The organism is Fusibacillus kribbianus (genome assembly GCF_030053595.1).
Lineage (GTDB): Bacteria > Bacillota > Clostridia > Lachnospirales > Lachnospiraceae > Lientehia > Lientehia kribbiana.
Map to the genome: position 1 here is coordinate 1 of NZ_JASGBQ010000010.1, position 26,139 is coordinate 26,139.

Genomic DNA, 26,139 nt, shown 5'->3' on the forward strand with positions numbered 1-26,139 from the left:
CCAAACCCCGGCCGAGATATCCCAAAATGATATCTGAGCCGGGGTTTCTGAGCTAAAAACGAAGGAGCGTTGCTCCTGACCTACAATCGTTCAGATTTTAGGTCATTCTGCAACACTCCCTTACTTGTTTTTTCTGTTTCAATCTGGCTGTAGTTCAATAAAGTTCTGTGAAATTCTATCTTTTTCGCCAAATGACTATGGAACTACATTTTAATAACTTTGGGTTCCTCTGTGAACGAATAAATGGTTGCCGTTCCACCTTCAAAATACAATACAGTCATTAAATTATCATCTACAGAATACATACTACTAAGTGCAGCTGTATTGTTCTCCATCATTGCAACTCTGGCTTCACGACGCAAATCTTCTTTTACAGTTCCTTCTACACGTATCCATTTTCCATTATTCATACCGCAAATTTCCACTTTTCCATTCTTCAACATTTGCCGATATACTTTTTTCTGATTGTTTGTTACAATATATAATTTTCCTTCAAACTCACATACTGCACCAAACGGGCGAACATGAGGCTGGCCATTCTCCTCAGTTGCAAGATAAAACGTCCCACAATTCTTTAAAAACTCATATACTTCTTTCATAATAGTCATTTCCTTAGCAGAAAAATGGTTAATCCCCATATTTCTGATCGTCGCCTCACGGATGACAAAGGTTTTGAGGCAGGAAAACGGGGGCCCCAAGAGAATACCGGACAGCTTCTCCTTCATAGACTGAACCATCCGGGGAGGTTTTGATATGGGCAGAACAGGTGCTCCGATCCATGTGATTGTTTACGATCCGAAAACAGAAACGGGCAGACAGGAACTGGCCGAGAGAGCTGCTCATGTACATGCAGATATGATCATAGAATCTGTCAAAAAACTGAATTGTCCTTCTGAGCAGAAGGGGCGCCTTTTGAACTCGGTGATCAAAGCCGCATCTGTGCAGGAAGAACTCTGAAATTTAAAAGCCTGTCGGAGTGAACCGACAGGCTTTATATTTAGTGATGGAACAAACGGATTCCCGTGTATACCATCGCCATGCCATACTTATTGCAGGCATCGATTACCAGATCATCACGGATGGAACCACCAGGCTGAGCGATATACTTCACGCCGCTTCTTTGAGCCCGATCAATATTATCTGAGAAGGGGAAGAATGCGTCCGAACCCAGAGTAACATCCTGAAGCTGATCTAACCATGCCCGCTTTTCTTCTCTTGTAAACACCTCCGGCTTCTCCTCAAAGATCCGCTCCCAGGCACCGTCTGCCAGAACGTCCATATAGTCCTCTCCGATGTACAGGTCAATCGCATTGTCGCGATCCGCACGGCCAATGGTATCCTTAAACTTCAGTCCCAGTACCTTCGGACACTGGCGAAGGAACCAGTTATCAGCCTTGGAGCCTGCCAATCGTGTGCAATGAATACGGGACTGCTGACCGGCACCGATACCGATGGCCTGTCCGTCTTTTACAAAGCATACGGAGTTGGACTGTGTGTACTTAAGGGTAATCAGTGCAATCGCCATATCGATCTTTGCAGACTCCGGAATCTCTTTGTTCTCAGTCACGATGTTAGCCAGAAGCTCATCATCCACCTTCAGCTCGTTGCGGCCCTGTTCAAAGGTGATCCCAAATACCTGCTTGCGCTCTATCGGATCCGGTACATAATCCGGATCAATCTGAATCACATTGTAATTGCCCTTCTTCTTTGCTTTCAGGATCTCCAAAGCCTCATCGGTATAACCGGGAGCAATCACACCATCCGACACTTCACGCTTGATCAGAAGTGCTGTATCCTTGTCACATACATCAGACAGGGAAATAAAATCACCAAAGGATGACATCCGGTCTGCACCACGGGCTCTCGCATATGCACAGGCTAAGGGGGACAGTTCACCCAGGTCATCTACCCAGTAGATCTTTGCCAGCGTATCTGTCAGTGGCAGGCCGACTGCTGCGCCAGCCGGTGATACATGTTTAAAAGATGTTGCTGCCGGCAGACCCGTAGCTGCCTTCAGCTCCCGTACCAGCTGCCAGCCATTAAAAGCATCCAGAAAGTTAATATAGCCGGGGCGGCCGCTCAGTACCTGAATCGGAAGATCACTTCCATCCTCCATGAAGATCCGGGAGGGTTTCTGGTTAGGGTTACAGCCGTATTTTAATGCCAATTCGTTCATCTCAATCTTCTTCCTTTCCTGTTCTACACATTTTTATTTACAATTCTGGTCTCGTACTTCCCTGTTGCGATGTCAATATAGCGCACAAACAGAGAAACCTTATTATCCTCGTTCAGGCTCTCCCACAGCATCCCGGTGAACTCATCAATGTCCTCCTCGATTGCCACCAGCTTGGGTTCTCCCTCAAAGCTCGGCAGCGGATTGCCGTCATGCATGTACGTATGAATAAAGCGGCCTTCACCAGCCTTCGGATGCTCATAGGCAAATGTGAAACGATTGCAGCAGGACGGATCCCCCTGATCGCTCTTCAGGATCGACATGGCATAATTGTACTTTCCGTTCTCAATGTGCATCACACCGGAAATCCGAGGGGTATAGTTGGGGCCATCCGGTTCAAATTCACGGCTGCGCAGAGACTGTTCAAAGGTCATCTGATGGTCCATTCCCTCATAAATGGTATCCGTCTGATCCCCGTTGGTCACAATCGTCTTGTTGCCCAACACACGAACCGGTGCATAGATGATCAGGCTGGGGTCAGATAATTTGCTCGGATCGAAGGCCTGTGTCCGAATACCCTCGCCATCCTCAACAAATACACGGTTGCGGCTGTTTACACTCCGTCCCATAATGAAATACGCGGTTACAGCTTTCGTTCCGTCCAGAGACTTCCCGATCACGATCCCTCTTCCGGGATAAGCATTCTGACTTAACTCTTCTCTCAATGACAGTTTCTGCATGGTTACCTCCTAAATGTATGATGATTTCATTGCTTCGCATTTCCTCGCCGCCCCGCTCCAATTGCTTCGCATTTCTCGCTTGGGGCGGTCGCCTCGCTTTCTCTCCGCTCCTCGCCGCACTGCTCCAAATGCTTCGCATTTCTCACTTGGGGCGGTCGCCTCGCTTTCTCTCCGCTCCTCGCCGCACTGCTCCAAATGCTTCGCATTTCTCGCTTGGGGCGGTCGCCTCGCTTTCTCTCCGCTCCTCGCCGCCCCGCTCCAATTGCTTCGCATTTCTCGCTTGGGGCGGTCGCCTCGCTTTCTCTCCGCTCCTCGCCGCCCCGCTCCAAATGCTTCGCATTTCTCGCTTGGGGCGGTCGCCTCGCTTTCTCCCCGCTCCTCGCCGCCCCGCTCCAAATGCTTCGCATTTCTCGCTTGGGGCGGTCGCCCCATAGCTCAGAAAGCGAACAGCCTCACCGGTGAGCAAGCTCCCCGTGAGGCCTGTTCACTTTCTGAGCTGCGCGGCTCGTCGCTAACAAAAATACCGCCTGGGTTGCTCCTTTTCTAAGCGCCCAGGCGGTCGACATTCTTTCATAACGTGCTCCCTGTGGTTTCCCCACTGATCCGCCAGTCGCACGCTGCGATTTAACTATATACTACTCTTGCGAACTTTGCAAGTATTTTTTATTCTTTAACAGTAAGCGCCAAATATTCCTGCGGATTTTCTAATCTTCTGGATACCTCTATAATTGCAGGCGAAAGATATTTAGACTATTTTGCTCTTTTCTTCTTACCGTAAACCGTTGTTCCGATTACGCCTGCTCCGCTCACAAAGAGAAGTGCAATCCACAATGCCATGTTGCTGCTATCTCCGGTCTGCGGAGACTTGGTGTCATTATTTGCATTTTCTTCCGCTTTCGCATTCACGGTAAATGTTGTGGAAGCAGTACCGCTCTCGGATACAATGCCGATGCTATGCTTGCCGGCTGAAAGTGTGGCTACATAATCAGCCTTTAAGGTTACAACCGTACTGCCTTCCTTGACGGTATAATTCTTCTCATCAAGGGTTTTCCCGTCAAGCTGGGCACGAACAAAATCGCTGAACGCCGCATTTGATTTGAAAGTAAGCTCTTTCTTATCTCCTGCGGTTATGCTCTGTCCTTTGCCCTCAATGATTTCAGGCGAGAACTTTGAAATTACCGTGTCCTCAAGCTTAATTTCGTTTGTGCCTTTTTCATCGGCGAAGTATTTTCCGCAATCTTTACAATGCCAATACTCCTTGTTTCCTGCTGCGGTTACGGTTGCATCCTTTGCAGGAATCTTTTCAAGATTATGATTTGTGCTGTCAAGCTCATCGTACTCTTCGCCACAGGTATCGCAGACCGCCTTGCTTATGCAGGTGGCTGTGCCGCCGGTGTGCTGGGATAATATTTTTCTGCAAATGTCACACTTATGATCTTTCGGGTCTTCATCGACACACTCATGACCTGCAGTATCAAAGCTGATTTTATCTACGGCAATAAGTGCCGTATAAGCCGGTACGGTAAAGGTAGAGCCGCTGACCTCGTCAAGCTTTTCTACGCCGGCTGAGACGCCGTTGGCGATTACTACCCACTCGGTAACGGAAGTATCCTTAAGCGTTATCTCGGTAGGAGCGGAATCACTGTTATAGATAACCGCCATCTTACTCCACTCGCCGGGCGTGTCGTTGGCGATAGTGAAGGCGATTTGCTTTGAAGCGTCGGTCATATTACCGTTAAAAATGTACGCATCACTGTACGAATTATCCGCACAGGTCAAAGGAGTAAAGTGTTTTCTTATATTAGAAAGTCCCTTGTAGTATGAAACAACGTCAGCATAATCAACTACATTCTGCCACTTAATCATATTAACTTCAGGATGTGACTTGAAGCTGTTTGTGTCGCCGTCCTTGCTGCGGCACATTTCCTCGCCTGCGAGCATAAATGAAATACCCTGTGATGTGTAAACAATTGCACCGCCGAGCTTGTTCATCTTCACTGCTGTTGACTCACGAACTCCGTAAGAAGCCAGTCCTGTTGAACCGAGAATCTGGTCGTAGAGAGTTGCGTTGTCGTGGCTGGATGCATATGATACGCACTGTGAGGGTGCGCTTGCAAGCCACTTGTTTCCGCCGGATGAGTTGGCGCTTACACCATATCTGATGTCGGGAGCAGAAGTTTCTGCACCCTGAACGAAGCCCTGGTTTGAAATGCTCATACAACCGCCCGTGATACCGTCACGGATTGCATCGTTAAAGAGAGCGATTCTGTCGCTGAGCTTTGCAGCGTTAGCCTGTGTAGCAGGATAGAACTTTTCACCTGTGCATGTATTTGTGGGATGATATGAGGCACCGCCTGCCCAGCCTTCGCCCCATGTTGTGATTCTTGCTCCGGTTTGCTATTCGGGGGGATTGGCTTGGAACCATAAACGCATCTGTGAGAGGATAGCATTATCAATGCACTTGGCGGCGTAGGTTCCCAGCCTGCTCGAACGCTCCGGATTAAAGGTATCCACCGCCTTAATAAGCCCAATGGTTCCAATGGAGATCAGATCCTCCAGCTCGTGATCTGTCTGACTGTATTTTTTCACAATGTGGGCCACCAGACGCATATTTCGCTCGATCAGTACATGCTTCGCTTTCTGTTCCCCCTGTCGCAGCTGATCTAAAAAAATCCGCTCTTCCGAAGCGGTCAGGGGTTTCAGGAAAGTTTTCATGGAAACTGCTCCTGCAGGTTCTTTCTTTATATTTTATGCCGGGACAGCTTTCGCAGTGCTTTTACAACTTTTTTATTTTTTTGACAATCCCTGTCCCTGTTCTGCACTTGTGAAAGGATACTGTCTATGTTTTTTGTCAGTACTCTCTTGTCCCCCTTTCATTTTTCTGCTATACTCCCTTAGGCAGTAAAATGAAAAGAGGAATTCCTATCGTGAAAACACATTCTGATCTTGGAAAGGACCCGGTCTTTTCCCTGGTACTGCATCTGGCCGTACCGGCCATGATTGCAAATTTTGTCAATGTTTTATATAACATCGTAGACCGCATGTTTATTGGAAATATTCCCGGCTCGGGCGGTCTGGCCCTGGCAGGAGCAGGAATCTGCGGTCCCATCGTGACCCTGCTTTCTTCCTTCGGCACTCTGGTTGGCCTGGGCGGCTCCATTCTCTTTTCCATGCGCCGCGGCGAAGGAAAAGAAGAAGAGGCCAAACGGATCCTCGCCAACAGCTTCCTTATGCTGTGCATTTTTTCGTCTGTGCTGACCGTCTTATTTCTTCTTTGCAAAAACAGGCTGCTCATGTGGTTCGGTGCCAGCGCAGAGACCTTCCCCTATGCCAATACCTATATGACGATCTATACTCTCGGCACCTTTTTTGCCCTGATGGCTATCGGCCTCAACTATTTTATCACCTGTCAGGGCTTTGCCTCCATCGGTATGATGACCGTGCTGATCGGCGCCGTATCCAATATCCTTCTGGACCCTTTGTTTATTTTTGTCCTGAACATGGGAGTTGCCGGAGCTGCCATCGCCACGGTCCTCTCCCAGCTGTTTTCCTGCCTGTTTGCCGCCGGCTTTTTGTTCAGCAGGCGGGTTCCGATCCGGATCTCCTTTGGCAATTACTCATTTTCCCTGATGAAACGGATCATTGGCCTGGGGCTTTCCCCCTTTCTGATCCTGGCAACGGACAGCGTCATAATGATCGTTTTGAATGCCTCTCTCCAGCGCTACGGCGGACCTTCCGAAGGGGATCTTCTCATCACTGCCGCCGCGATCATCCAAAGCTGGCTCCTGACTGTGACCTCCACAATGCTTGGAATATCCAGCGGGACTCAGGCCATCTTAAGCTATAACTATGGGGCAGGTCGTATTGACCGTATCAAACAGGCAGAAAAATACATTCTGCTCCTCTGCCTCTGCTTCACGGTCTTTATGTTTATCCTGTCCCGGATCGTTCCGACAGTTTTTGTCCGTATTTTTACAAAGGAAACTGCCACCGGGCAGATGGCTGTCCGCGGCATCCGCATTGCTACCCTGGCCATCATCCCGCTGAGCTTCCAATATGCCTTTGTGGACGGACTGACCGCACTTGGCAGGACAAAAACAGCCCTCGCTCTCTCCATGCTCCGAAAAGGGATCTACATTTCGTCTGTTCTGCTCCTTCCAGCCTTTTTCGGTGCCAGAAATACCTTCTTTGCCGAACCGATCTGTGACGGACTCGGGGCCATCGTTTCCACGATCACCTTCCTTCTCGTCTTTCAAAAGCACCTGGACAGGCGGCTTAAAAGCGGCGGTATTGATAAAGCTGCTTAAACAAACCAGCATTTAAAAAACAGGCAGAGAAGCACGATCCGCTCCTCTGCCTGTATTGCGTTTACTCTGAATCATCAATCTCTGATCTTAATATGCACTTCTCTCAGCTGCTGCTCTGTCACTTCATTGGGTGCGCCGCACATCAGATCCTGCGCCGTTCCACTCATAGGGAAGGCGATGACTTCACGGATATTCTCCTCGTTTCTCAGGAGCATGATCATGCGGTCAACGCCGGGAGCCATACCTGCATGAGGCGGTGCTCCAAACTGGAAGGCGTTGTAAAGTGCCCCGAATTTGGACTTTAAGGTTTCCTCATCGTAGCCTGCGATCTCAAAGGCCTTCACCATAATATCCATATCATGGTTTCTCACGGCGCCGGATGAAAGCTCCACACCGTTGCAGACAATGTCGTACTGATATGCAAGGATATCCAGAGGATCCTTCTCGTTCAGTGCCTCCAGACCGCCCTGAGGCATGGAGAAGGGATTGTGGGTAAAGCCGATCTTCTTGGTCTCCTCATCCAGCTCATACATGGGGAAATCATTGATATAACAGAATCTGTAGGCATTCTTTTCGATCAGATCAAGGCGTTCACCCAGCTCATTTCTGATCTGTCCCGCATATTTGGAAGCGCGCTCCTCATTGTCGGCAATGAAGAAGATCACATCGCCGGGAACAAGACCTGCAAGGGAGGCAAGCTCGCTCTTCATCTCATCGGGAATGAATTTATCAATAGGTCCCTTGTAGGACAGATCTTCCTTCACTTCCAGATATCCAAGGCCGCCCATGCCGATGGACTGGGCAAATTTCAAAAGCTTCTCATGGAAGCCCTTGGAAAGCTGTGCATGTACCTTGAGGGCGCGCACGGTCTTCTTGTGGAAGGGCTTGAAGGTACATCTCTGGAAGAATTCCGTCACGTCAAGGATCCGTAAGGGGTTTCTAAGGTCGGGCTTATCGGTGCCGAACTCCAGCATAGCCTGTTTATAGCTGATCACAGGATAAGGCGCCTCTGTGATGGCATATCCTTCCGGAGCAAATTTCTTAAAGGTGCTGGTAAGGACCTCCTCGCCGACCCGGAATACATCCTCCTGGGTGGCAAAGCTCATCTCGAAATCCAGCTGATAAAACTCTCCCGGAGAACGGTCTGCACGTGCATCCTCATCACGGAAGCAGGGAGCGATCTGGAAGTATTTATCGATTCCGGACACCATCAGAAGCTGTTTGTACTGCTGCGGTGCCTGGGGAAGGGCATAGAATTTTCCTTTATATTTTCTGGAAGGAACGATATAATCTCTTGCTCCCTCAGGAGAAGAGGCACAGAGGATCGGGGTCTGAATCTCCACAAAGCCCAGCTCTGTCATTTTTTCTCTCAAATAGCTGATGACCCTGGATCGGAACAGGATGTTTTCCTTTACCTTATGGTTCCGAAGATCCAGATACCGGTATTTCAGACGGACATCCTCCCGGATCTCCTTGGAGGTAGTCACTTCAAAAGGAAGATCCCTGTATACCTTTCCGAGGATCGTGATCTTATGAGCCTCCAGCTCGATGGTACCTGTGGGGATCTTGGGATTGTAGGTTTCCTCATCCCTGTGCTCCACCAGACCCTCAACGGAAATACACTCTTCCTTGCGAATGCCCTTTAACAGGTCTGTATCACGAAGAACCACCTGCATGACGCCATACATATCACGCAGATCAAGGAAGGAAACACCGCCGTGGTCACGGATGTTTTCCACCCAGCCTGCAATTTTAAGCTCGGAGCCCACATCACTCTCGCTGACCTGGCCCATATTTTTCGTACGGTACAAATCTGACATTTTTTTCTCTCCTTTTCTGTAAGCCTGTGCAAATAAAAAAAGCCGTCTCCTGAAAAATTTCTTCAGGACGAACAGCTTTCCATGTCCGCGGTGCCACCTGATTTACCGCCGCTCTCTGCGGCAGTCGCCTCATCGCTGCCGGTTGACGCCCGGCTTACGGCGCACCTACTGCCCGCACAGCGGGGTTCAGATTGCAGCTCGGGAGTGTTATTCATGCGGATTCACTTTGCGGGGTTCTCACTGTCTCCCGCTCACTGGGAACGATAATCCGTACTACTTCTCTCCGTCATCGCTTTTGCCTGTTTCTTACCGTATTTTATACTAGGAAAAACAGTTTGTCAATTCAATTTTTCCCATAATTCCGTCTTTCTATGCCTTTTTTGCAGCCGCATCCTCCTCCAGACGTCCGCCCCAGAGATAATAATCAGTCTCCGCTGCAATGACCCGTTGTAAACCCAAAAGGCAGATCAGATTCGGCACTGCCATAAGTCCGTTCAGAAGATCCGAGATTTTCCAGATCACCCCCATGGAGGCCACGGCTCCGCCAAAAGCTGCCGCCAGATAAAGAAGACGGTAGTATTTCACAGCCGATTCTCCAAACAGATAGGATACTGCCCGCTCTCCGTAAAAGCACCAGCCCAGAATGGTAGCAAAGGCAAAGACGATCAGGGAAACAGCAAATATCACATGACCGTACCGGTTCATCAGCCCAAAGGACTGTTCTGCCAGAGCACCATCTGTAAGACCGGCAAAAAGCTCCGGCTTATGGAGCATGGACGACACGATGACAAGGCCTGTCACCGCGCAGAACACCACCGTATCCCAGAAGGTACCCGTCATGGCCACAAGGGCCTGACGCACCGGATTTCTCGTTCTGGCTCCGGCCGCCGCCATAGGGGCGGTTCCAAGCCCCGACTCATCGGAAAACAGTCCTCTGGCAATGCCCTGCCTGGCCGCCTGTATCACCGTAGTTCCCACGAAGCCCCCGGCTGCCGCCCTCGGAGTGAAAGCCGCCGTGACGATCAGGCGGAGAGCAGAAGCCAGATACCCTCTGTTGATATAAAGAAGGGCAGCGCTCCCGCCCAGATAAAAAACTGCCATAAAGGGAATGAGCTTTTCACAGACTCCCGTGATTTTCTTTGTACCCCCAAGGATCACCACCGCCGCCAGACTTAAGATCACAAGCCCGGTGATAAAGGGCTTCACGTGAAAGGCAGTCTCCATCACTCCGGCAATGGCATTAGCCTGGACACTGCACCCTGTCCCAAAGGCTGCAAAAGCCGCAAACAGAGAAAACACAACTGCCAGTGCTTTCCTGTGGAGCACCTTCTCCATCACATACATGGGGCCACCCATATACCCTCCGTTTCTGTCCCGTTCCCGGTACTTGACGGACAAAAGAGCTTCCCCGTACTTTGTCGCCATGCCAAACAGCCCGGTGAGCCAGCACCAGAGAACCGCTCCCGGCCCGCCCAGGGCGACCGCCATGGAAACGCCGATGATATTGCCGGTTCCGAGGGTGGCCGCCAGGGCCGTCGCCAGCGCTCCAAACTGGCTCATTTCCCCTTCGCTTCCCTCATCCTCCGTCACAGAAAGCCTGAGAGCCTTCCCGATTTTTCTCTGAGGTACCTTCAGGCGCACCGTAAACAAAAGATGAGTTCCGAAAAGCAGAACCATCATCGGGATGCCCCAGACAAATTGATTTAAGGTGTCCAGAAAACTCTTTAATCCGCTCATGGAACAATATATGGAACGGGGAGATTTTCTATTCCTTCGGAAGAGACACTTAAGACTTTCTTGACAGTGTTCCTGGAAACACCGGCGCTTCGCGCGATGTTCCGCTCGCTGAATTCCAGACTGCGAAGTCTGAGAATTTCACGATACTTGGTCATAGTCGTGACCTCCTTTATCTGTAATCACATCGAAAGGTGCGTGATTACAGTATAAAGGAATGATCAGTTATGAGCCTGTCAGAGTGGCTCTCAATCTCTGGATTTACTGGCTCTGAGGCACCGGAATGATGGCGCTCAAAGTCCGGACTGGTGGCTCAAAGGGGGCTGGAATATTCAGTATCCGGTTAGTTGATCAGTCACGACCATAAGATCACAAATTGAATTGACGATGCTTTTCTCCTGATAGATACGCATTTCCATTCCTTGGGTTTGTAGATATGCAATTAAAATTTTTCTTATTTCCTTGTCATTCATATACTTCTCCTCCTACGATACGGCCAGCATAACTATTATACTGTTTGTCATGTGCCAAAAATGGGAGGTTTTTATTCGCGAAAAAAGCAAGTTGTAGTGAAAACAACTGTCATTTTAAATATTCAAATGAATTTTTAAATCTGGAACAGGACGGATGATAAACATAATAAAGCCTCACATTTTTATCTCCAATATTCCCATAGACAAAGTTTCCGTTCCATTTAGATTCTATATTAAATAACTGATCGGCAATCCCATCAAAGCAGCCACAAAATACTACAATTTGCGGATCGTGCAGCTCGATTTGCCGTTTTATAAAATACTTGTATTTATTCACATAGTTTTTCAACTGTTTAGAATCAGTACTGCCAAATCCGCCTCTTTTATTGAGGTTCATATACCCAAAAGGAATTTTTTCTATTTCTTCCTCAGATTTTTCCTTGCTGAACTTTTCCAAAATCATTTTTAGCCTATTTGCATAAGTATCTCTTCTTTTTGAACTTCCAGAATCCGGATCATTAAACCAAAAAGCTTTATCTGATTTGTTGAGTTTCCCATCAGTATTTGCTTCTTTTAAAATGAAAAGCACATCAACCTTCGGATCTATCTTTTCCTGACACACCCTTCCATTTATCGATGTCACCCCATCCCAACAAAAATTATTCTTATATTCTTCTTTATCACCTGGATATTTTCCATCTTTGGGATTTTTAGGAAGAGTTTCTCCAAAATTCTCTTCTGTTTCATGTGCCCTTTTCCAGTAACCAAACAGTTCCTTTAAGGTTTTTGCTTGTATTGCTTTATCTTCCCAATTTTTAAAAGTATTCATATTGTTTTCCCTTTCTCTCCGCCGTTTCGAAACAATCTCCGCACCGTAAAGAGCATTGTGGTAAAGCTGGCCGTACCGCCGATAAAATTGGAGATGGGCTCCGCCAGAAAGACGCCCTGCACTCCCATGCCGGCCAAATGGGGAAGGATCAGAGTCAGCGGCACAACAATGATGATCTTCCGAAAGAGGGAGAAGAAAATGGAATGCTTTGACATTCCAAGCCCCACAAAGGTGGATTGTCCCACAAACTGAAACGCCATCATAAAAAATCCGAAGAAATAAAGATGAAGGGAGGGAATTCCTTTCGTGATCAGCTCCGGATCCGAATTAAAGATCCGCATGATCGGCTCCGGGAACAGAAACAACAGAAGCCATGCCGCCAGCATATACGACACGCCGATGGCTGTCACAAAGGCGATGGCCTTTTTGATTCTCCCGTATTCTCCTGCCCCGAAATTAAAGCCCATCACCGGCTGGGAGGCATGGGTCACCCCCTGGATCGGCAGAGAAACCACATCCCGCACCGAGTTTAACACCGTCATGATTCCCACATAAATATCGCCGCCAAAGCTGCGAAGCGTGGCATTGCAGGCGATCTGCACTGCCCCGTTGGAGGCCGACACCACAAAGCCGGCTGTTCCCAATCCCAGGATCTCCCGCACCAGCTTTGCCTCCGGCTTCAGATAGCATTTTCGGATGGAATACAGCGTCTTCTTTCCGGTGAGAAACCGAAGGACCCACACAGCCGACAGGCACTGGGAAATCACCGTTGCCAGCGCTGCTCCGGAAACACCCATATCAAGGACATAAATAAAGACAGGATCCAGAATGATATTGGTGACAGCTCCGATCAGTACCGTCAGCATACCGGTGCGGGCAAAGCCCTGGGCGTTGATAAAGCCGTTCATTCCTGTCGCCAGCATGGCAAAGGGTGTCCCGATCAGGTAGATTCTCAAATACTGCCAGGCAAAGGGATAGCTTTCATCACTGGCTCCAAAGAGATATAAAAGAGGACGCAGAAAGCCATAGCTGACGGCCATGAGAAGGATACAGCTGATACACAGCAGGGTAAAGGTGTTTCCCATGATCTTTCCTGCCCGCTCCTCCTGCCGCCTTCCTCTGGCAATGGAGAAAAGAGGCGTACCGCCCATACCGAAGAGATTGGTGAAAGCCAGGATCAGGGTGATCACCGGAAAGGTCAGTCCCAGTCCTGTCAGAGCCAGAGAAGAGGCACCCGGCAGGTGGCCGATATAGATCCGGTCCACAATATTGTAAAGCATCTGTACCAGCTGGGCGATGGTAAGCGGAACAGCCAGCGATGTGATATGGCGATACACGCTGCCCTTTGAAAAATCACTTTTATTCTCCTCCTGCCTCACAGCATACACTCCCTTTCGCAAAAGAACCCCGAAGCCTCATACGGCCTGGAGTTCCTCTCAGAATCCGGCTCGCCGGATTTATTTCTTATGATCAATGGCGGGCATCAAAGATACCCTTCCGTACTCCCTGCAGCTACTCCTGACTTCCGCCTGTTGCACGGCTTCCTGTTATCAACTGTATGTTACAATAAAAAACCAAAACGCACAACCGTTTTTTACATTCCGGGAGTCAGGATTGACTTTTCTTCCCACTCTTACTATACTTTTCTTAGGAAAGTAATTCTTCTGTAACAGAGCCGGTTCTCAGAGAGTGTATTATCTCCTGTTCACCGACTCTGATCATCCACAATTATTTACGGGAGGGATCTTATGGTAACAGTAACACTCGGAAAAACAGGTATCACCGTCAATAAAAACGGCTTCGGCGCTCTGCCTATCCAGCGGATTTCCAAAGAGGATGCCGCCTGTCTTCTTCGAAAGGCCTACGACAACGGCATCAATTTCTTTGACACGGCCCGTGCCTACTCTGACAGCGAGGAGAAGGTCGGTTATGCCTTCAAGGGTATCCGGGATCAGCTTTACATCTCTACAAAAACCGGCGCCTCCGATGCGGAGGGCTTCTGGAATGATCTGCACACCAGTCTGAAAAATCTTCAGACGGACTATGTGGATATCCTTCAGTTCCACAATCCGGCCTTCTGCCCCAGGCCCGGCGATGAATCCGGCCTCTATGACGCCATCCTGAAGGCAAAGGAACAGGGGAAGGTCCGTCACATCGGTATCACCAACCACCGGCTTCATGTGGCAAAGGAAGCCATCGAGTCCGGCCTCTATGAGACCATGCAGTTCCCGTTCTGCTATCTGGCTACGGAAAAGGATATTGAGATCGTCGAAGCATGCAAAAAGCAGAACATGGGCTTCATTGCCATGAAAGCGCTGTCCGGCGGACTGATCACCAACTCTGCTGCCGCCTATGCCTTCGAGGCTCAGTATGACAATGTACTACCTATCTGGGGTGTTCAGAAAGAAAAGGAACTGGATGAATTCCTGTCCTACATCGACAATCCGCCGGCCATGACTGACGAGATGGCAGCCTATATTGAAAAGGAAAAGAAGGAGCTGGCCGGAAGCTTCTGCCGCGGCTGCGGATACTGCATGCCCACCTGCCCGGCCCACATCAACATCGCCGACTGTGCCAGAATGTCCCTGCTTCTGCGCCGGTCTCCCTCTGCCGGTCACCTGACTCCGGAAGGACAGGCGATGATGGCCAAAATCGATGACTGCCTCCACTGCGGTGCCTGCATGAAAAAATGCCCTTATGGACTCAACACACCGGAGCTTTTGGCGGAAAATTACAAGGATTACAAAGAGGTTCTGGCCGGAAAGCCCCTCTAAGCTTTCCTGACCGAATATCCTCGGAAATCCCATATAAAGTGTTTTCAGGGGGATTGACCGCCAGTCCGGTCAATCCCCCATATGCTTTTCAATCACAAAACCATCACCAGCGTGCCAGCCGTGATCAGTACCGCACCGATGGCCGACTTGGCCGTAAAATCCTCGTGAAGAAAAACAAAGGCCAGAATCAGGGTGATGACCACACTGAGCTTATCCACAGGGACGACCTTCGATGCCTGACCGATCTGCAGCGCATGATAATAGCAAAGCCAGGAGGCTCCCGTCGCCAGACCGGATAAAATGAGAAACAGCCAGCTTTTCCTGCTGATCCCGGCGATCCCGCTCTGGGTCCCGGTCAAAAACACCATTCCCCAGGCCATGAAAAGGACCACCACAGTCCGGATGGCAGTGGCCAGATTGGAATTGACTCCCTCGATTCCTATTTTAGCCAATATCGAGGTGAGCGCCGCAAACACTGCCGACAAAAGTGCAAAAACGAACCACATAACAACCCTTCTTTCTTTTGTATCGTTACAACCTTCTTTACTGAATGACTCCCGCAGTCATTTTCTTTTTATCGCATCATCTCCTCCCTTTTGACTGCTTCATAGAATCGTCTGATCTGCTCTGTCACCGTTCTCTTTCCAAAGCTTATGACTTCACCGCCTTGGCCGATGATTTTTGAAACCGGCATGATCCCCATGAGAGAATTTGTCAGAAATGCCTCTGAGAAGCTTCCCAGTTCCTCCGGAAGGATCACCGCCTCGCCGGCCATTCCATGCTCCAGAAGCACCCGTCGGACCACCCCCGGCAAAAGACCGCAGGACACCTTCGGTGTTGCCACGGTTCCGTCCTTTCCCACAAAGAAAAGATTGGATACAGCACCCTCGCACAGCTCATTTCTCTCATTTAAAAACAGCGGCTCGTCGATGCCGGTTTCCTTTGCCCGCCGTTTCTCCAGAATGCAGTCCCCGTAATTCAAAGATTTGATATAAGTAAAAGGCGAGGTGGAATTTCGCCTGATTTCCGAAACAGCAGCCTGAAAGCCCTGTACATAATGGGCCTCCGTATACGGATTTCCCCGCTCCAGAAAAAGAATATTTTTCTGCGACACCACAATTTTCAAAGCTCCCCGATCCACAGGATGCGTATCCAGCCAGGAATCCACCTGCCCGGCTGTGACAAAGAGCGCTCCGTTTCGGGCTCCATCTGAAAGGCCCAGGGTTTTGAGCGCCTGTCCGAGGCGTTCCAGATGCTCCTTTAAAAACAGCGGGCGATTTTCTTCCACCGCAATGGTTTCAAAAGCTCCAAGTCCAAAATAATATCCGTCATCCGGCTCGATCATTCCCCTCTTCAAATGTCCGTTCCTCCAAAAAAATCATATGCCCGGTAAGGATGAGCCATATGATATCCCAGCTTTTCGGCAAGTCCCACCGAATAGAGCGTCCTGGCATCCCAGCTGGGGTAAAGCCCCCGGTCCAGGCACGCGAGGATCAGTGCTGCACAGCAGGCATAGGCCAGTCTCTTTCGCCTGTGGGATTCTTCCGTCACAACCTCGATTTCAATTCCATCCAGACAAGTGGAATAGGAAGAAGATCCCGCCGCCGGCTTTCCGTCTTTGAGCGCCAGAACTCCCAGACCCAACCGGCTGAAGGTCTCATAATCCGGATAATTTGCCACAAAATCCCGGCTCCACTCCTCCCTCCGGCACACTTCATAAAGCTCCTCATCAATGAACCTTAATTGATAGCCGGAAGGCAGAGACGCTGCTGCCTTCTTCAGCTTTTCCCGGTCAAAGATCCCCGGCTCTTTTTTTATGGCATAACGGGTCACCGGTTTTACCCGCTCTCCAAAGCAGCTCTCGATAAGCTCTTTCCATCCTTCCGTCACCGGGACCAGAATATGAAATTCTCTGTCCGATTCCAGGCGCAAAAGCTCCTGCTCCGGCTCTCCGGCAAGGAAACTGAAATCTCCCAAAATGGCTCTCGCCGCCGTCGGCTGCAATTGATCATTTCCATAGACCTGACCCATGATACCCTGCAGACAGGAACGCAGGGAACCGTCCTGCCATCCCTCATATAAATACGCCGCATGCTTTGGTTCTTTCAGTCTGGCGATCATATCCGTTTTGCCTCCTCATACCGTTTTTTCGCTGTATTTAAGAAAACCAGGAACAGAACCGATGAAATCCGGTATGAGACCGATAGTGAAATCCCCGAAATTCAGATTAAAATCCAACAGAACAAGCAAAAACCCAACAAAAAGCTTTCCCATACATCTCCTCCCTCACTGGTCCTGGCGTCGGTAGACAGAAAGCAGCAGGCCTCTGTTATCCGACACTGTTCTGTGCCCATTATACCATCACTTGAGCGCCTCCACAAGAGCTCTGGCCTTCTGCCAGGTCTCCTCATATTCAAATTCCGGCTCCGACTCGCAGGTTATGCCTCCTCCTACGCCCAGATGGTAGCTTCCGTCCTTATAGACCAGCGTGCGGATCACAATGTTCAGATCAAGGCAGCCGTCCAGGGTCAGATAACCCATGGAGCCTGTGTAAAGTCCCCTTCTTCCCCGCTCCAGCTCATCGATGATCTCCATGGAGCGGATCTTCGGCGCCCCGGTGATGGAACCGCCGGGGAAGGCTGCCCCGATCAGGTCCATCACATCCCGATCCTTTTGCAGAGTACCGGTAATAGTGGACACCAGGTGAAATACTGTTGCATACTCTTCAATGGCAAAAAGCTCTGGCACCTTCACCGTATTCTTCTCACAGACCCGGCTCAGATCATTCCGTTCCAGATCCACGATCATGAGAAGCTCGCTCCTGTCCTTTCCGGAATCCACAAGCTCTTTTCTGAGAGCCTCGTCCTCTTCCTTCGTGGCCCCTCTTTTTCTCGTTCCCTTGATAGGTCTGGTTTCAATATATCCCTTTTTCATTTTCAGGAACCGCTCCGGCGATGCAGACACCACCTGAAAATCTCCATACTGGAAATAGCCGCCAAAGGGCGACGGATTGATCCTTCGGAGCTTCAAAAAGGTCTCATACGGCTCCTTTTTGCTTTTCAGGACCAGCTGTCTCGTCAGGTTGGTAATGTAAATATCCCCCTCCACGATATAATGCTTCATGTCCTCCACTGCCTTCAGATATTCCTCCTCGGTGGAGTCTGCCTTCACCTCAACAGAAAAACCTTCCGTCTGAATACCGTCCTCCTGTTCCTCATGAAGCGGATCACGCCCCTGTTCCCAGGCCCCGATCAACGCCTCCAGCTCCGAAAGCCCCTGTTCTGCCGGACAGGTACGGCCGCCTGCCACCAGAAATACCTCCTTTGCACTATGATCTTCAATCAGATAATTGTCATAAAAATTCCAGACTGCCTCGGGAATCAGCTCCTGTTCATCGGGAAAACGGCTCGAGATCCCCTCTTTTCGCCTTCCATAATCGTAGGTAAAATATCCGATGGCTCCGGAGATCATCGGAAGAGCCGTAGGATTTTCTTCCCGGTTTTCCGCCAGATAACGCTTCAGGAAGGATTCCAGTGTCTCATCGGCTGCTTCCCCGTTGACATACAGCTTTTTCTCCTTCCGCAGAGTCAGATAGGGCTTTCTTCCGATGATGGAGAATTGTCCCAGTTCATTCTGCAGGGAGGAATCCAGAAAGACCGCCTGATCCTCTTCTTTGAAAATTTCAAACAGCTCTGCCAGAGGACGGTAAGGTTCCAGCTTTTTTATCCTGGTTCTGCCTGATTCCTTCTTCTTTCGCGTTTTCCACTCCTCACAGATCTTCACAAAATTGTGTAAAAGCTCATGACCGTATTCTGTGAGCACTGCTTCCGGATGAAACTGAACCCCGTATACCGGAAGGGTTTTGTGAGAAATGGCCATGATGACCCCGTCATCAGTCCTGGCATCCACCTTTAGCACCTCCGGGAAGCTTTTTTCCGAAACCACCAGGGAATGATATCTTGTCACGGAAAAGGCCAGGGGAAGTCCGGCAAACAATCCCGTTCCGTTGTTTGTGACGGCTGACACCTTTCCGTGCATGGGACAGGTGCCCTTCTCCACAGCTGCCCCGTATACATGACCGATGACCTGATGACCCAGACATACGCCGAGTATGGGAACCCGGCCGGCAAACCGCTCCACCACCTGACAGGAAATCCCGCAGTCCGCCGGACTTTTCGGTCCCGGAGAAATCAGGATTCCGTCAAGCCCGTCCCGGAGCAGCTTTTCAATTTCCTTCAGAGAGATCCTGTCGTTTCGCACCACCAGGACCTCCTCACCAAGCTCCCGCAGATATGCGTAAAGATTATAGACAAAAGAATCATAATTATCGATCATCAGATACATGAACATTCTCCTTTTTATGGAATCCAATCTGTCTCCCTGCAGAGAGAAAAAAAGCCGGAAACAAATGTATGGTCTCTCACCACACATCTGTTTCCGGCAGTCTTCTCTTTCCGTCTGCAGCATCCGGCTGCAGGGCTTCTGCGCTCCGTCACCTCTGACAGCCGCTGGAAAAAGGCACACCTTATATAAGTTTTATCTCTTAAAATGTAAACTTGTCTGCGAAATATGCATCCAGCTCTTCAATGGGAACACGAACCTGCTCCATGGAATCGCGGTCGCGGACGGTCACTGCATGGTCCGTCTCAGAATCAAAATCGTAGGTCACGCAGAATGGAGTACCGATCTCATCCTGTCTTCTGTAACGCTTTCCGATGTTTCCTCTGTCATCAAACTCGCAGTTGTACTTTTTGCAAAGCTGTTCATAAACCTTGAACGCACCGTCGTTTAACTTCTTGGAAAGAGGCAGAACGCCGATCTTTACAGGTGCCAGCGCCGGATGGAAATGAAGTACGGTACGAACATCGCCGCCCTCCAGAGTCTCCTCATCGTAAGCACTGCACAGGAAGGCAAGAGTCACACGGTCAGCACCCAGGGAAGGCTCAATGACATAGGGAATATATTTTTCCTTCTTCTCATCATCAAAATAGCTCATATCCTCACCGGAAGTATTCTGATGCTGCGTCAGATCGTAATCGGTTCTGTCTGCGATACCCCAGAGCTCGCCCCAGCCGAAGGGGAACAAAAATTCCAGATCTGTGGTTGCCTTGGAGTAGAAGCAAAGCTCCTCAGGAGAATGATCTCTGGCTCTCATCTCGTCATCCTTCATGCCAAGGGACTTCAGCCAGTTGATGCAGTAGGATTTCCAGTAGGAGAACCACTCCAGATCGGTGCCCGGAGCACAGAAAAATTCCAGCTCCATCTGCTCAAACTCTCTTGTACGGAAAGTAAAGTTTCCGGGAGTGATCTCATTGCGGAAAGACTTTCCGATCTGGCCGATGCCGAAGGGAATTTTCTTTCTGGAGGTACGCTGTACATTCTTAAAGTTTACGAAAATACCCTGAGCAGTCTCAGGTCTTAAATATACGGTATTCTTGGCATCCTCGGTCACACCCTGGAAGGTCTTGAACATCAGGTTGAACTGACGGATATCAGTGAAATCATGCTTGCCGCAGCTGGGGCATGCAATCTGATGCTCGTCGATATAGGCCTTCATCTCCTCCTGGCTCCAGCCGTCCACGGAGCCCTCGATGGTAATGCCGTTTTCTTCCATATAATCCTCAATGAGCTTGTCGGCACGGAAACGCTCCTTGCAGCTCTTGCAGTCCATCAGCGGATCGCTGAATCCGCCCAGATGACCGGAGGCCACCCAGGTCTGAGAATTCATCAGGATCGCACAGTCCACACCCACATTGTAGGGATTCTCCTGAATGAATTTCTGCCACCAGGCCTTCTTCACATTATTTTTCAGCTCCACACCCAGATTGCCGTAATCCCAGGTGTTGGCCAGGCCGCCATAGATCTCGGATCCGGGGTACACAAACCCGCGGGATTTGGCCAGGGCCACAATTTTTTCCATCGTCTTTTCCATAATCTCTGTCCTCTTTCTATTGTCTTTCTATTTAAATACAATATAGCTGACGCTTCCTGCGGGAGTCGTCACGGTACGCTTTCCGTCCACAGTCACACCGGTGCTCACAAACTGTATCGTTCCCTCCACCTGCATGGTGACAGGGCCCTCCACGATCACTACAGGATTGCTGTCCTTCTTTGTAACCCCATCCAGAGTCACATCCTCCCCCTTGGCGTTTTTAAAGGTTCCCTCAAGGGTCGTTTCGCCGACGGTGGAAAGCTCCAGCCTGTTGATCCCACCTTCCGTTCCGGCAGTTCCCGTAAAGGTCAGGTAATCTCCGCATCCGGCATATTCCAGAAACAGGGAAGCAGTTCCCTTGTCCACCTTCAGAGAATTCACCTTGACAGGAAGGACCGTATCCTTATCCTTTTCATCCGCATAAGCCTCAGCAGGGGCTCCCTTTGCGGAATTGTATGCCTTCACAGCATTCTCCACATATGTTTTCAGTTCATCTTCGCTGTAATTGCTTCCCTCGAAGGGCTCCATATCCGCGCTGATGACCGTTCCGTCCTTCTTTACATAAATACTGCTGGTCTCCGGTTCAAACTTTATCTTTCCGCAGCCGGCAAAAACAGTCATTACCACCGTCATGATCAGCAAAAGACCTGTTACTCTTTTTTTCATGATTCTCCTCCTCATAACAGACTTTAATCATTGTACCTTGTTTCGAGGATATTTTCAATATGTTTTCTTACGGTAAAGTATAAGATTTTATTACGAAACTATTATATTTATGCTGTTCAGCACCTCTTCCGACTTAAAGCTTCTTGTAATATAGCGGGCCTTGTTCTTTGCCGCAGCCTTCAGAAGCTCTTCGAGGACAGGCTCCGACAGGGCAAAGGTAAAAAGCTTTTCCACCGGAGTATTGATGATAAAATCAACGGCATACCTTGCAGTGCCGCTCAGCAGAGCAAACAGGCTGCCGTCAAAATCCCCGTTCATGGCCATCATGCGAAGCTCGTAGACAAGACGGACCAGCCGGTTATCAAGGCTCTCCTTTGGCAGAGCGCGAAGAGCCTGATAAAGAAGCTTCAGGGTCGAAAACTCATCCCCGTTTTCCCTGGAATAATAATCTGCAAACTCCAGAAAATAATATCCCAGATACACATACTCCACGCTGGAGGTGACTTCCTCGAAATAATTGGTGATGGAAAGCTGCTTTAACGTGTAGGAGCTCCTTCCCTCATACAGGGTAAAGGTTCCGAAGCAAAAAGGGCGGATTCCGGCAATCAGCGGACTGTTCTGTCTTCTGGCTCCCCTGGCAAAGGCATGGAGCTTCCCTCTTTCTCTGGTGAGAATCACGACCCGCTTGTCATATTCTCCCACCGGAGACGCCGAAAGGACAATGCCCGTCACCTGTATGAGATTGTCGCCGCCGTCTGCACCGAATCCTCCTGCCACCATTTTCCTCCCCGGCTTTACATATCCTTATGATATCCGTAATTCTTCAGATACGTATCGTTGTCCCTCCACTCTTTTCGGACCTTGACCCAGAGCTTTAAATTCACTCTGGCTTCCATCATCTTTTCAATGTCATAACGGGCACTGCTTCCGATCTTCTTGAGCATAACACCGCCCTTTCCGATGATGATGCCCTTATGGGAATCCTTCTCACAGACGATCTCCGCCTCAATGTCAAAAAGACCGTCCTCCCGCTCCTTCATTTTTTCAATGGTCACCGCGATCCCGTGGGGAATTTCATCCTTCAGACAGCGAAGGGCCTTCTCCCGGATGATCTCCGCTGCGATCTGCCGCATGGGCTGATCTGTCACCGTATCCTCGTCATAATACTGGGGGCCGCAGGGCAGATATTTCATCAGCACCTCCAGCACCGTATCCAGATTGGAATTTTTAAGGGCCGATACGGGAATGATCTCCGAGAAGGGATACACCTTTTCATACGCACCAATATAAGTCAGCACCTTTTCCTTCTCTACCGTATCAATTTTGTTGATAACAAGCACCACCGGCACCTTCACCTGTTTCAGAATTTCCACAATATGCTGCTCGCCTGCACCTATGTAGGTGGTGGGCTCCACCAGCCAGAGGACCACATCCACCTCTTTCAGGGTCCGCTCTGCGGCTCCCACCATATATTCTCCCAGTTTGTTTTTCGCTTTATGGATTCCGGGGGTATCCAAAAATATGATCTGGCCCCTGTCATCAGTGTAGACCGTCTGAATCCGGTTTCTGGTGGTCTGTGGCCTGTCCGAAGTAATGGCGATCTTCTGACCGATCAGATGGTTCATCAGAGTGGATTTTCCCACATTTGGCCTGCCTATGAGCGCTACAAAGCCCGATTTTTTTGTGTATTCCATATTGACTCCTTTTTCCGCATCAAGCTTTTTTTCGTCAGCTTAAACGGACTGTGGTTCCGAAAAGCTCCTGGTTTGCAGAGATCTTCGTGTCGCCTCCCAGAGCGCAGATCACGCCCTCCGAGAGCACCGCACGGACCAGATCCGCCAGTGCCCGGATATCCTCCTTCGTCGCCGTAAGCACCTGTCTTCTCTCCTCATCCAGATCCTTCTGGGTCACGCCGGCCAGATACATCACCATGTTTCTGGCTCCCTTTGCCGAAGGATTCATGGGGGTATCCATACCGCTGATGGTTCCGATAACATATTTTGTCATCTCACGCTCATCGGCATCAAAGGTCTCCAGATATTCGGGAACCCCCTCAAAAACCTGCACCGTCTTTCCGAGATTGGGATCCCTGTAGGAAACAAAATATCCGTCCCCGCTGCGGCCGAAGCCGTTCATCACACCGTAGGCGCCGCCCTGCACGCGGACCTTGATCCACAGGTATTCATATCCCAGGATCACCTGCAGGATCCGAAGAGCTCCCGTATAGGCAAATCCCTTTTTGCGGAAGTTGCCGCACCGTGCCACATACTGCACCTGGGAGGAGGTCCGGATCCCCTCGTTTTTCTTCTCCATAGAAACCTGACCGGCCAGGATCCGGCCAATGGGAAAGCTCTTTTTTTCCCCGCCTTCCGAAAGCTTTGCGGCAAATTCGGAAAACGGCTGTTCAAATGCCAGATACCCTTCCTCATCTCCGGTAAAGCTCACAAACAGATTTTCCTTCCGGAAGATCCGTTCGGAAAGCTCCCGCAGCTTTTCCCTTAGCTTCTCCTTCCCGCCGTCAAAATCCGTTTCCAGCCCCTTTAAAAGCTCATAATACTCCATGCCTGCCGTTGCATCGCCAAAGGCCGACACCGGCGAATAGTAGGAGCCTGCCCGAAGCACCGCTGTGGAGTGTCCTGCACCCAGCAGCCGCTCCTTCGCTCTGGACCGGGCTCTGGCGGCCAGTTCATGAAGACGCTTATCGTCCTCAAACGAGGAGCTGTAAATAATTTCATGGATCAGCTCCAGGGCTTTTCCCAGCTTCCCATAAAATGCCTTGGCAGAGACCTCAAGAGCCGCGCGGAAGGTGCCCACCTCGTCCCCCGTCACAGGATAGGTGCCCAGGTAGGTGTCAATACCGCCGGTCTCAATGTTGATCTCATTGGAAAGCTCTTTATAGCTGTAGTTTTTCGTATTGACAAGGCCCAGCACATATTTGAGGAAGCCGAGATACGGCCAGTCTTCCTGGGAGATTCCGCTCACATCGAAGGCCAGTCGCAGATACCCGATGCGGCTTGTAAAGAGCTCTGTATGAAGCACCGGCACACCGGCCGTCTCCTTATTTATGCCGCCCAGCTTCGCTGCCTCTCTGCCGATATCTTCCCTGGAAAGCATGGGAATGGTTTCCAGAGCCTCTCTGGGCGAGGGCTCCTCCTGATACCGTTCCAGCTCCTCCGTCTTTCTGATCAGCGCCCGGCGCTCGTCTGTAGTCATGGCCGCAAGCTTTTCGGCCAGCTTCTTTTCCAGAGCTTTCTCCCGTTCCTCCTCCAGTCCTTTCTTCGGAGAAAGAATGATGACCGCCTGATGAAGGCTGTTCAGCAGATATTCGCGGATCAGATTTTCAAAATATCCTTCATCCTTCTTTTCCTTCAGATAAGCAAAGGTATCCTCAAATTCCAGATGCATGAAGGGATCGTTTTCTTCATACAGCCAGCTGTCAAAACACTGAAGGCCGTACATCAGTCCCTTAGGGTAAGGGCCGAAATCCGCCTCCCGGTATTTAAATTCGAAATAATTGATTCCGGCTTCCAGCGCCTTTTCTCCGATGCCGTCCCGGACAAGCCGCTCAAGGGTCTCCCGGATCACTGTGAGGAACTGCTCCCTTTTATCCTTGTCCGTATTCTTTGCCACTACGGAAAATACCGGCTGCAAAATGCCGCTGTCATAGCCTCCGTACACATCAGTGCCGATCCCCGCATCCACAAGCGCCTCTTTAAGCGGTGCGCCCGCTGCCGACAGAAGCACGTATTCCAGGATCTGGAATGCCACGTAAAGCCTGGGATTCAGATCGGTTCCCACCACCGTGTTTACCGAAAGGAAGGTCTTTCCCTTCTCCTCCTCCTCTTCGGCAATGGGATAAAAGATCTCATACTCCTCTTTCGGAACAAACGCCTTCTGCATGGGAATTTCCGAATCGACCGTGCATCTGTCATAGTGACTCAGGTATTCCCGGTCCAGAAATGCAAGCTTCTCCTCCATATCCATATTTCCGTAGAGATAAATATAGCTGTTGGAGGGATGATAATAAGTCCTGTGAAAATCAAGGAACTGCTCATAGGTCAGGGAAGGGATCTCCTCCGGGTCCCCGCCGGATTCATTGCAGTAAGGGGTATCCGGGAACAAAACCCTTCTCGTATACCGGTCCAGAACGCTTTCCGGCGAAGAAAAAACGCCCTTCATTTCATTATAGACCACACCGTTGATGGCGAGAGGGCCATTTTCCTCCTTCAGTTCATAATGCCAGCCCTCCTGCATGAAGATCTTTTCATTCAAATAAATATTGGGATGAAACACTGCATCCAGATAGACATCCATCAGATTCTGAAAATCCTTATCGTTGGTGCTGGCCACCGGATAGACCGTCTTGTCCGAATACGTCATTGCATTCAGAAATGTATTTAAGGAGCCCTTCACCAGCTCCACAAACGGATCCTTCACCGGAAATTTCCGGGATCCGCAGAGTACCGAATGCTCCATGATATGGGGCACCCCGGTGCTGTCGCTGACCGGTGTCCGGAATCCGATGGTAAACACCTTGTTCTCATCGTCGTTTTCCATGAGAAAGATCCTGGCACCGCTCTTTTTATGGCGCAGCACCGTGGCAGTAACCTGGAGTTCTTTGATCTCCCGGGCTTCCACCTTTTCATATGCTTCAAAAACAGTTTCCCTCATTATTAAAGACTCCTTTCCGA

General features: G+C 49.9%; 22 protein-coding genes, 1 pseudogene and 1 riboswitch. Of the genes and pseudogenes, 3 read left to right on the forward strand and 20 right to left on the reverse strand.

The window, feature by feature from the left end; translation table 11 throughout:
* Nucleotides 1–203 precede the first annotated feature (203 nt).
* Nucleotides 204–725 (reverse strand): pyridoxamine 5'-phosphate oxidase family protein, encoded by a 522-nt coding sequence (locus QJ036_RS07145; protein WP_331487507.1) that lies wholly within the window; start codon nt 723–725, stop codon nt 204–206.
* A gap of 28 nt (nt 726–753) precedes the next feature.
* Between QJ036_RS07145 and QJ036_RS07150 the strand changes: the two genes are divergently transcribed.
* On the forward strand, nt 754–957 hold the full coding sequence (locus QJ036_RS07150) for a hypothetical protein (protein ID WP_283230701.1): 204 nt from the start codon (nt 754–756) through the stop codon (nt 955–957).
* Between the two features lie 40 nt (nt 958–997).
* Here QJ036_RS07150 and QJ036_RS07155 read toward each other — a convergent pair whose 3' ends face one another.
* The 4 genes and pseudogenes from QJ036_RS07155 to QJ036_RS07170 all read right to left on the reverse strand — a co-directional run.
* Entirely contained in the window at nt 998–2,176 is a 1,179-nt protein-coding gene (locus tag QJ036_RS07155; RefSeq protein ID WP_283230702.1) for a phosphoribosylaminoimidazolecarboxamide formyltransferase, read from the reverse strand.
* Nucleotides 2,177–2,199: 23 nt separating this feature from the next.
* Nucleotides 2,200–2,913, reverse strand: coding sequence for an IMP cyclohydrolase (locus QJ036_RS07160; RefSeq protein WP_283230703.1), 714 nt, complete (start codon nt 2,911–2,913; stop codon nt 2,200–2,202).
* Between the two features lie 542 nt (nt 2,914–3,455).
* Nucleotides 3,456–3,537: riboswitch (ZMP/ZTP riboswitch) on the reverse strand.
* 126 nt (nt 3,538–3,663) lie between these two features.
* A complete protein-coding gene (locus QJ036_RS07165; RefSeq protein WP_283230704.1) occupies nt 3,664–5,130 on the reverse strand; it encodes a sortase B protein-sorting domain-containing protein in 1,467 nt (488 codons plus the stop codon).
* 210 nt (nt 5,131–5,340) lie between these two features.
* A pseudogene (locus tag QJ036_RS07170) lies at nt 5,341–5,628 on the reverse strand (sigma-70 family RNA polymerase sigma factor); the annotation flags it as partial.
* Nucleotides 5,629–5,840: 212 nt separating this feature from the next.
* Here QJ036_RS07170 and QJ036_RS07175 point away from each other — a divergent pair.
* The gene (locus QJ036_RS07175) at nt 5,841–7,220 is read left to right on the forward strand and encodes an MATE family efflux transporter (RefSeq protein WP_283230705.1); all 1,380 of its coding nucleotides are present in this window, start codon (nt 5,841–5,843) and stop codon (nt 7,218–7,220) included.
* Between the two features lie 74 nt (nt 7,221–7,294).
* Here QJ036_RS07175 and aspS read toward each other — a convergent pair whose 3' ends face one another.
* The 5 genes from aspS to QJ036_RS07205 all read right to left on the reverse strand — a co-directional run bounded on the left by aspS (nt 7,295) and on the right by QJ036_RS07205 (nt 13,455).
* Complete coding sequence (aspS, locus tag QJ036_RS07180) at nt 7,295–9,040, reverse strand: aspartate--tRNA ligase (protein WP_283230706.1); 1,746 nt, start codon at nt 9,038–9,040, stop codon at nt 7,295–7,297.
* Between the two features lie 369 nt (nt 9,041–9,409).
* On the reverse strand, nt 9,410–10,777 hold the full coding sequence (locus tag QJ036_RS07185; protein ID WP_283230707.1) for an amino acid carrier protein: 1,368 nt from the start codon (nt 10,775–10,777) through the stop codon (nt 9,410–9,412).
* 329 nt (nt 10,778–11,106) lie between these two features.
* Nucleotides 11,107–11,247, reverse strand: a complete 141-nt coding sequence (locus tag QJ036_RS07195) for a hypothetical protein (RefSeq protein WP_283230708.1) — start codon at nt 11,245–11,247, stop codon at nt 11,107–11,109.
* A gap of 109 nt (nt 11,248–11,356) precedes the next feature.
* Entirely contained in the window at nt 11,357–12,076 is a 720-nt protein-coding gene (locus QJ036_RS07200) for a hypothetical protein (protein ID WP_283230709.1), read from the reverse strand.
* Nucleotides 12,073–13,455, reverse strand: a complete 1,383-nt coding sequence (locus QJ036_RS07205) for an MATE family efflux transporter (protein WP_283230710.1) — start codon at nt 13,453–13,455, stop codon at nt 12,073–12,075. Before QJ036_RS07205 ends, QJ036_RS07200 begins: the two co-directional genes overlap by 4 nt.
* A gap of 369 nt (nt 13,456–13,824) precedes the next feature.
* On the opposite strand from QJ036_RS07205, the gene QJ036_RS07210 reads away from it, so the two are divergent.
* Entirely contained in the window at nt 13,825–14,850 is a 1,026-nt protein-coding gene (locus QJ036_RS07210; protein ID WP_283230711.1) for an aldo/keto reductase, read from the forward strand.
* 92 nt (nt 14,851–14,942) lie between these two features.
* Here QJ036_RS07210 and QJ036_RS07215 read toward each other — a convergent pair whose 3' ends face one another.
* The 10 genes from QJ036_RS07215 to QJ036_RS07260 form a co-directional block, all read right to left on the reverse strand.
* Nucleotides 14,943–15,356 carry an EamA family transporter gene (locus QJ036_RS07215; protein ID WP_283230712.1) on the reverse strand — a complete coding sequence of 138 codons (414 nt, stop codon included), beginning with the start codon at nt 15,354–15,356 and terminating at the stop codon, nt 14,943–14,945.
* A 68-nt stretch (nt 15,357–15,424) separates the two neighbouring features.
* Nucleotides 15,425–16,207, reverse strand: a complete 783-nt coding sequence (locus tag QJ036_RS07220) for an aminotransferase class IV (RefSeq protein WP_283230713.1) — start codon at nt 16,205–16,207, stop codon at nt 15,425–15,427.
* Nucleotides 16,204–16,971, reverse strand: a complete 768-nt coding sequence (locus tag QJ036_RS07225) for a GNAT family N-acetyltransferase (protein ID WP_283230714.1) — start codon at nt 16,969–16,971, stop codon at nt 16,204–16,206. The genes QJ036_RS07220 and QJ036_RS07225 overlap by 4 nt, the downstream gene beginning before the upstream one ends.
* A gap of 15 nt (nt 16,972–16,986) precedes the next feature.
* Nucleotides 16,987–17,124 carry a hypothetical protein gene (locus QJ036_RS07230; protein ID WP_283230715.1) on the reverse strand — a complete coding sequence of 46 codons (138 nt, stop codon included), beginning with the start codon at nt 17,122–17,124 and terminating at the stop codon, nt 16,987–16,989.
* Nucleotides 17,125–17,211: 87 nt separating this feature from the next.
* Nucleotides 17,212–19,194, reverse strand: coding sequence for an aminodeoxychorismate synthase component I (gene pabB / locus QJ036_RS07235; RefSeq protein WP_283230716.1), 1,983 nt, complete (start codon nt 19,192–19,194; stop codon nt 17,212–17,214).
* 199 nt (nt 19,195–19,393) lie between these two features.
* Nucleotides 19,394–20,782, reverse strand: coding sequence for a glycine--tRNA ligase (locus QJ036_RS07240; protein WP_283230717.1), 1,389 nt, complete (start codon nt 20,780–20,782; stop codon nt 19,394–19,396).
* A gap of 27 nt (nt 20,783–20,809) precedes the next feature.
* Nucleotides 20,810–21,448, reverse strand: coding sequence for a hypothetical protein (locus tag QJ036_RS07245; RefSeq protein ID WP_283230718.1), 639 nt, complete (start codon nt 21,446–21,448; stop codon nt 20,810–20,812).
* 90 nt (nt 21,449–21,538) lie between these two features.
* Nucleotides 21,539–22,228 (reverse strand): DNA repair protein RecO, encoded by a 690-nt coding sequence (recO, locus tag QJ036_RS07250; RefSeq protein ID WP_283230719.1) that lies wholly within the window; start codon nt 22,226–22,228, stop codon nt 21,539–21,541.
* Between the two features lie 14 nt (nt 22,229–22,242).
* Nucleotides 22,243–23,142, reverse strand: a complete 900-nt coding sequence (gene era, locus QJ036_RS07255; protein WP_283230720.1) for a GTPase Era — start codon at nt 23,140–23,142, stop codon at nt 22,243–22,245.
* Between the two features lie 34 nt (nt 23,143–23,176).
* On the reverse strand, nt 23,177–26,119 hold the full coding sequence (locus QJ036_RS07260) for an insulinase family protein (protein WP_283230721.1): 2,943 nt from the start codon (nt 26,117–26,119) through the stop codon (nt 23,177–23,179).
* Between the last annotated feature and the right edge of the window lie 20 nt (nt 26,120–26,139).

What these genes read in the sequence shown, in the direction of transcription:
- QJ036_RS07145 (WP_331487507.1), bottom strand. Translation starts at nt 725, where the DNA reads ATGAAGGAGAAGCTGTCCGGTATTCTCTTGGGGCCCCCGTTTTCCTGC.
- QJ036_RS07150 (WP_283230701.1), top strand. Translation starts at nt 754, where the DNA reads ATGGGCAGAACAGGTGCTCCGATCCATGTGATTGTTTACGATCCGAAA.
- QJ036_RS07155 (WP_283230702.1), bottom strand. Translation starts at nt 2,176, where the DNA reads ATGAACGAATTGGCATTAAAATACGGCTGTAACCCTAACCAGAAACCC.
- QJ036_RS07160 (WP_283230703.1), bottom strand. Translation starts at nt 2,913, where the DNA reads ATGCAGAAACTGTCATTGAGAGAAGAGTTAAGTCAGAATGCTTATCCC.
- QJ036_RS07165 (WP_283230704.1), bottom strand. Translation starts at nt 5,130, where the DNA reads ATGAGCATTTCAAACCAGGGCTTCGTTCAGGGTGCAGAAACTTCTGCT.
- aspS (WP_283230706.1), bottom strand. Translation starts at nt 9,040, where the DNA reads ATGTCAGATTTGTACCGTACGAAAAATATGGGCCAGGTCAGCGAGAGT.
- QJ036_RS07185 (WP_283230707.1), bottom strand. Translation starts at nt 10,777, where the DNA reads ATGAGCGGATTAAAGAGTTTTCTGGACACCTTAAATCAATTTGTCTGG.
- QJ036_RS07195 (WP_283230708.1), bottom strand. Translation starts at nt 11,247, where the DNA reads ATGAATGACAAGGAAATAAGAAAAATTTTAATTGCATATCTACAAACC.
- QJ036_RS07200 (WP_283230709.1), bottom strand. Translation starts at nt 12,076, where the DNA reads ATGAATACTTTTAAAAATTGGGAAGATAAAGCAATACAAGCAAAAACC.
- QJ036_RS07210 (WP_283230711.1), top strand. Translation starts at nt 13,825, where the DNA reads ATGGTAACAGTAACACTCGGAAAAACAGGTATCACCGTCAATAAAAAC.
- QJ036_RS07215 (WP_283230712.1), bottom strand. Translation starts at nt 15,356, where the DNA reads ATGTGGTTCGTTTTTGCACTTTTGTCGGCAGTGTTTGCGGCGCTCACC.
- QJ036_RS07225 (WP_283230714.1), bottom strand. Translation starts at nt 16,971, where the DNA reads ATGATCGCCAGACTGAAAGAACCAAAGCATGCGGCGTATTTATATGAG.
- QJ036_RS07230 (WP_283230715.1), bottom strand. Translation starts at nt 17,124, where the DNA reads ATGGGAAAGCTTTTTGTTGGGTTTTTGCTTGTTCTGTTGGATTTTAAT.
- pabB (WP_283230716.1), bottom strand. Translation starts at nt 19,194, where the DNA reads ATGTATCTGATGATCGATAATTATGATTCTTTTGTCTATAATCTTTAC.
- QJ036_RS07240 (WP_283230717.1), bottom strand. Translation starts at nt 20,782, where the DNA reads ATGGAAAAGACGATGGAAAAAATTGTGGCCCTGGCCAAATCCCGCGGG.
- QJ036_RS07245 (WP_283230718.1), bottom strand. Translation starts at nt 21,448, where the DNA reads ATGAAAAAAAGAGTAACAGGTCTTTTGCTGATCATGACGGTGGTAATG.
- recO (WP_283230719.1), bottom strand. Translation starts at nt 22,228, where the DNA reads ATGGTGGCAGGAGGATTCGGTGCAGACGGCGGCGACAATCTCATACAG.
- era (WP_283230720.1), bottom strand. Translation starts at nt 23,142, where the DNA reads ATGGAATACACAAAAAAATCGGGCTTTGTAGCGCTCATAGGCAGGCCA.
- QJ036_RS07260 (WP_283230721.1), bottom strand. Translation starts at nt 26,119, where the DNA reads ATGAGGGAAACTGTTTTTGAAGCATATGAAAAGGTGGAAGCCCGGGAG.